A 5,238-nucleotide genomic window follows, 5' to 3' on the forward strand; every position below is an offset into this window, starting at 1 on the left:
TGTAAAAAGTTTAGGGGGCATTGTGCCAAATACTATTTGGGTGTAAAACCCCCAAAGTCTTTTGAAGTGAAGGCCAGATCATAAAAGTTGAAGTTGTTTGTTGTAGTTCCCCTTTATGTGAAGAAAGTTATTAGACGGTAACGCTGAAGTTAAAATTGAAGTAGCGGTTATTGTGGAAGTTGAAGAATCTGGTCGATATTATAATAAAAAAGCCTCCGTTATGGAGGCTTTTGTATTTTTAAAGTTTTTAATAAGATCTACGAGATGTGGATAATCAATGAAAGGGTTTCTATTCTGTTGAACTTCATAGATTCTCTCATTTCTTTCTCTTTCTTCATCATCAACAGGGTCTTGCTCGTGCCAAAGCTTTAAGGCCTTCTCCATTTTTGAGTTAATTTGAAGTTGATATCTCACTGAGAAATAGAACATTGCTCTTGCAACATTTCCTTTATGTTCCGCTGGTGGCTCAAAAGTATTATTTGCAAAAGATGAAGCATCACAGTTATGAGTTGGAGCTCTTCCATTTTTTACAATACCAAAGTCATGATTTCCTCTCATGCTGTTAGCCTTAGAGTCCGTTGGGTAGAGGTGGTGGAGATCTCCTCTTTGAATTCCTTTATTAAATCTTGTTGAAAACTTTGATTGTGGCCATGTGTGCTCACAGTTAACAACTTGGTGATTAGGAACCATATCAGGACCTACTTTACCAATAGAGTCACTGTAGCGATCATATGTTTTTCTACAGTAAACATCATAAACTTGGTAATCACCGGAATTATTTTTAGAGAGGTGGAGCTTACCAAAGAGAATCTTCTTAGCTGTTTTGTAACTATTAGACTTTTGTCTGTAACAAACTCCTGTCCCGTTTCCACAACCTAGAGAATCATGATCGCCAGGATTCTTTTGGTGTTCAGTATTAAGTAGTTCAAAGATTGCTCTCTTGAGTTCATCATCTCTTAATTGGCTTTCTTCGAATGTTGTAACTGTTTCAATTGGATAGTAGGTAGAGTTGGCGGCAAATGCATTAGGTAATAACAAAAATAATAAGGTTAAGAATTTCAATTGTGGCTCCCTAGTCGCTCCCATAAAAATGATACCTAGATCTTTTGCGCTTTTGCCAATAGTTTTTTCTTACTTTTGGGATTTATTTTGTCAGGATTTGATGAGTAAAAAAACTTTCTTTAGAAACTAAAAGGCCCACATAATGTGGGCCTTGGTATTTGAAATTTAATTTTTTTAGAAATCTGTGATCATATCAACAAGCTCTGGCATGTCGATGAATGGGTTTCTGTTTTGCTGGACATTGAAGATCATGTCATTTCTTTCTCTTTCAGCAGCATCAACAGGATCTTGTAGGTGCCATCTTCTAAGTGTCTCTTCGTGATTTCTATCCAGTTGCTTCTGGTATCTCGTTGAGAAGTAGAACATTGCTCTAGCAACATTTCCTTTGTGCTCATCAGGTACTTCAAATTTAGAACCTGAGCTGTAAGAAGCTGTACAGTCTGAATCTACAGTTGATCCACCGTCACCGAAGTTGTGATTTCCTCTGATAGAGTTAGCGTGGCTATCAGTTGGGAAAAGGTGGTGTAGGTCTGACTTTTGCATTCCCTTATTAAATCTAGAAGAGAATTTTGACTGTGGCCAAGTATGCTCACAGTTCACAACATTTGAGTTAGGGATTTGTCCTGGTCCCATTCTCGTGTGTCTTCTTCTAAATTCTTTTCTACAATAAACATCTTTAATGTAGTAACCGTCAGCATCCTTTTCAAGGTGAAGATTACCAAATAGAACTTTTCTCGCTCCCTTGTATCCAAGAGATTTTTGGTTGTAACACTTACCACCGCTATTTTCACATCCTAGCGTATCCTGGCCACTCTTATTCATTTGGTGAGTACTATTTAGTACGGCAAATAAGTATGACTTTAATGCTTCCCCGTTTGCATTTGTCATAAGAGTTTTAACCTTTGAAGGATAGTAGTGGTGTAATTCCCCCGCAGCAGTTGTAAACGAAACTAGTAAAAGTGCTGTTAAAAGTAGTTTGTTCATTGTTGTCCCCTGTAAAAACTGCACACATAATACACACAAATATTACCATTGCTAATAATAAAATTAAGTCTGAACTAATAAAAACGAAAAAAAACGTGATTTCAACAACTAGCTTCGATGCGTCATGATCTTGTTGTTTAGTTTTCTTTGCCAAAGCGTAGGGAATTCAATATAAGATTCATCACGCACAAACACAGTGGGAGTACAAATATGACAAAAACGTTAATGTTGGGTTTAGCAGTTTTCTTTTCTTTAAATGCTTTTGCTAGCAAGGATACTTGCCTTAGCAAACTAACTTACGATTTTGCAGTTGATAGTCGCTCGTTCAAGGTTGATACAGATAGCATGGTTGTTCTAGGAGATGAGAAGGATTATCTCACTCAGGCCATTTCAATTGTAAGAGGAACACTTGATCTTCACGGATGTGATGGAAGATCAGATATTAATTTTGGACATGGTCCAATGGGAAGAACAAAGAGTTCTTGTAAGCAACTTATCAAGGGGAGAGACTACTCTGTGAGTTGTTACGTAGAATCTAGTCTAGGTTACTTCTTTATTACAAAAGATCTTCAAACTAACGCATTTGTAGTTTTTAGTCGTTGGGATTAATTTCTTTTAATCTCTAAAGGGTAGGTAAAGGCCGTATGGGCAATACCACTCTCATCGACTCGTTTAATATCTAGAGTCGCTTTATCATTTTCAAAAGATAAAACCATATACCCAAGGTCACTTAGAGAATAAGTGGCCTTTTTATTTTTTATCGGTCGAATTTTTGCACCAGCGCCACTGATCGCCAAGGCGGTTCCACTGAGCTTTGTTTCAATTGAGAGTTGATGATCATGACCCGCAAGGTAGAGGTCGTAATTGCTAAGAATATATTGAGAAAGAAATTTGTCTACCATTCCATGGGCCTTCCCATGATGGCCGCTACTGATAAGAGGATGATGGGCGATAGCAATTTTAATCTTACAAGTTTCATTGAAGTCTTTGATTTGATCTTGCAGCCACAGTTCTTGGCCTTTTCTAAAGTTCAAATTGGTATCGATGAAAGTAAGGCAAGCGTCCTTAAACTTCACACCGTAAAAAGGATGGGGATAGATAAGAGCTTCATTCTCTCTTGCGATATCAAGCCAGGCCTTAGGGTTTCTTCTGTAATCATGATTACCTAAAGTTAAAAAGAAGCGTGAGACTTCAAGATTCTCTTTAAAAGGTGCAGAGAATTTACTTTGGAATTGTTCCGAAGAAGCATTCTTTAAACCTTTTGGATAAATAAGGTCTCCTGTATGAATAATATTATGGCAAACATCTTGGGCCAGGGCCTTGGCCACTAAGAATTGATCGGAGCTTCCTGTTCCTGTGTCTCCAATAATACAAGTTCTTTGCTCAAAAAAGTTTTCTTCTATAACTACATCAATAGGAGAGTTGTGATGAAGAAGTGGGTTCTTACATGATGTAAGGCATAGAGCTATAAAAAGAAATTTAACAGGTGTACTTAGTAGGTCTTTTTTCCATTCCATAATTTACTCAATCTATCCTTGATATTTTTTTCAACTCCATTGTCCTTAGGTCTATAAAACTGAGGCGCTTGAGGAGGTGCGTACTCTTGCTTAACAAAACTTCCTGGTTCAGCATGAGGGTACTTGTATTTTACTGGGTGGTTCTTTGGTGGGAAGTTCCTTAAGTGTAGAGGAACTTCCTGAGTTGGATTTGATTGGACATAATCCAAAGCTTCGTTAATTGCCATATAAGCTGCATTGCTTTTAACTGTACTTGCAAGATAGGTCGTCACTTGAGACAGAGTAATTCTAGCCTCTGGCATTCCTATTTGTTGGACGACCTGGAGACCATTAACGGCCATATTTAAAGCTTGTAAATCGGCATTGCCAACATCTTCTGAGGCAAAGATCACAAGTCTTCTTGCGATAAAGACTGGGTCTTCTCCACCATCTAGCATTACGGCCAGCCATAGCAGTGCTGCATCTGGATCAGAGCCTCTCATACTCTTTATAAAGGCTGAGATGACATCATAGTGTCTGTCTTGATTGCTATCATAATTTCGAGCATTCTCAAGAATGATCTTCTTAAACTTATCTAATTCAAACTCGTCTGCCTTTTTGAGCTCTATTCCCATCTCTAGATTATTAAGCGCCTTTCTCGCATCTCCATTTGAGTACTCTGCCATGAGCTCAAACTCATCCTTTTCAAACTCAACGCCCTCTTTTTGGGCCGTTTTCACGAGGATCTGAACGAGATTAGCATGCTTGTGAGTGTAGAGCTCGACAATTTGCATACGCGAGAGTAGCGCTCTGTTAACACTACTTCTTGGGTTCTCTGTGGTGGCACCAATAAGAACAAAACTCCCACTTTCCACATGGGGAAGGAGGGCATCCTGTTGAGCCTTATTGAAGCGATGAATCTCATCGATGAAGATAACTGAATCCTTACCATAGAGTGATTTGGTCTCTTTAACTTGAGCAATGAGCTTCTTAAGATCGGCAACTCCTGAGAGAACTGCGCTAAATGTATGAAATTCTTTGTCTGAATGCTCCGTCAGAACTTGTGCTAAGGTTGTTTTCCCTGTTCCAGGGGGTCCCCAAATGAGGAGACTAGGAAATTTATCTGAACTCAGAAATGGGTATCTCTTAATGAGTGTGTTCAACCCGACATAGTCTTCACGACGATGAGGCCTGGCACGATGTGCTAGAGGCGTTCCAGTAGAATTTTCATCATTTGTCGAAAATAGGCCTTGTTGCAAGACAAATCCCCTTTATTTGGTTGACACAGAAGCCCACTTATCATAACTTAGGTTTCCTTAAAGGGCTATTTAATTACTCTAACCTTTATCACTTCGGTGGTGGAGAACCCTTTAGGAGATTTCGTTAAAGGAATCTATAATGTTTTGCAAGAAGGAGGTGAATGAACATGGCAGGTAAAGATTATACTATCAAGATTGATATCGACGATAAGTTCCCAGCAGACAAAGCTCTTAGAAAATTTAAGAGATACTGTGAGGCTTTCGGTGTTATCAAAGAGTATAGAAAGAGAAAAGAGTACAAGAAGCCTTCTCTACTGAACAAAGAAAAGCTTGAAGCGGCTGAAAAAAGACGTGCAAAAGCTAACAGAATGAAGAGAAGAGGATCTAAGATCTAGTCTTTTATATACAGAAAGCTCCCTAACGGGAGCTTTTTTTNT

The 5,238-nt window shown here is 38.6% G+C and carries 6 protein-coding genes; 2 read left to right on the forward strand and 4 right to left on the reverse strand.

Going from position 1 to position 5,238, the window contains the following annotated elements:
- Positions 1-198 precede the first annotated feature (198 nt).
- Entirely contained in the window at positions 199-1,062 is an 864-nt protein-coding gene (locus M901_RS07280; RefSeq protein ID WP_021277548.1) for an endonuclease I family protein, read from the reverse strand.
- Positions 1,063-1,236: 174 nt separating this feature from the next.
- On the reverse strand, positions 1,237-2,046 hold the full coding sequence (locus M901_RS07285; RefSeq protein WP_021277546.1) for an endonuclease I family protein: 810 nt from the start codon (positions 2,044-2,046) through the stop codon (positions 1,237-1,239).
- Between the two features lie 210 nt (positions 2,047-2,256).
- On the opposite strand from M901_RS07285, the gene M901_RS07290 reads away from it, so the two are divergent.
- The gene (locus M901_RS07290; RefSeq protein ID WP_021277545.1) at positions 2,257-2,655 is read left to right on the forward strand and encodes a hypothetical protein; all 399 of its coding nucleotides are present in this window, start codon (positions 2,257-2,259) and stop codon (positions 2,653-2,655) included.
- Here the strand turns inward: M901_RS07290 and M901_RS07295 are convergent.
- Both M901_RS07295 and M901_RS07300 read right to left on the reverse strand, forming a co-directional pair.
- A complete protein-coding gene (locus tag M901_RS07295; RefSeq protein WP_021277547.1) occupies positions 2,652-3,563 on the reverse strand; it encodes a metallophosphoesterase in 912 nt (303 codons plus the stop codon). The genes M901_RS07290 and M901_RS07295 overlap by 4 nt on opposite strands.
- Positions 3,539-4,801, reverse strand: a complete 1,263-nt coding sequence (locus M901_RS07300; protein ID WP_021277550.1) for a replication-associated recombination protein A — start codon at positions 4,799-4,801, stop codon at positions 3,539-3,541. Before M901_RS07300 ends, M901_RS07295 begins: the two co-directional genes overlap by 25 nt.
- A 167-nt stretch (positions 4,802-4,968) precedes the next feature.
- Between M901_RS07300 and rpsU the strand changes: the two genes are divergently transcribed.
- The gene (gene rpsU, locus M901_RS07305) at positions 4,969-5,196 is read left to right on the forward strand and encodes a 30S ribosomal protein S21 (RefSeq protein ID WP_021277549.1); all 228 of its coding nucleotides are present in this window, start codon (positions 4,969-4,971) and stop codon (positions 5,194-5,196) included.
- Positions 5,197-5,238: the final 42 nt, after the last annotated feature.

The organism is Bacteriovorax sp. DB6_IX, from assembly GCF_000447775.1.
Classification (GTDB): Bacteria; Bdellovibrionota; Bacteriovoracia; order Bacteriovoracales; family Bacteriovoracaceae; genus Halobacteriovorax_A.

Coding starts and splice junctions, on each gene's coding strand:
- M901_RS07290 (WP_021277545.1), top strand. CDS start 2,257: ATGACAAAAACGTTAATGTTGGGTTTAGCAGTTTTCTTTTCTTTAAAT.
- rpsU (WP_021277549.1), top strand. CDS start 4,969: ATGGCAGGTAAAGATTATACTATCAAGATTGATATCGACGATAAGTTC.
- M901_RS07285 (WP_021277546.1), bottom strand. CDS start 2,046: ATGAACAAACTACTTTTAACAGCACTTTTACTAGTTTCGTTTACAACT.
- M901_RS07295 (WP_021277547.1), bottom strand. CDS start 3,563: ATGGAATGGAAAAAAGACCTACTAAGTACACCTGTTAAATTTCTTTTT.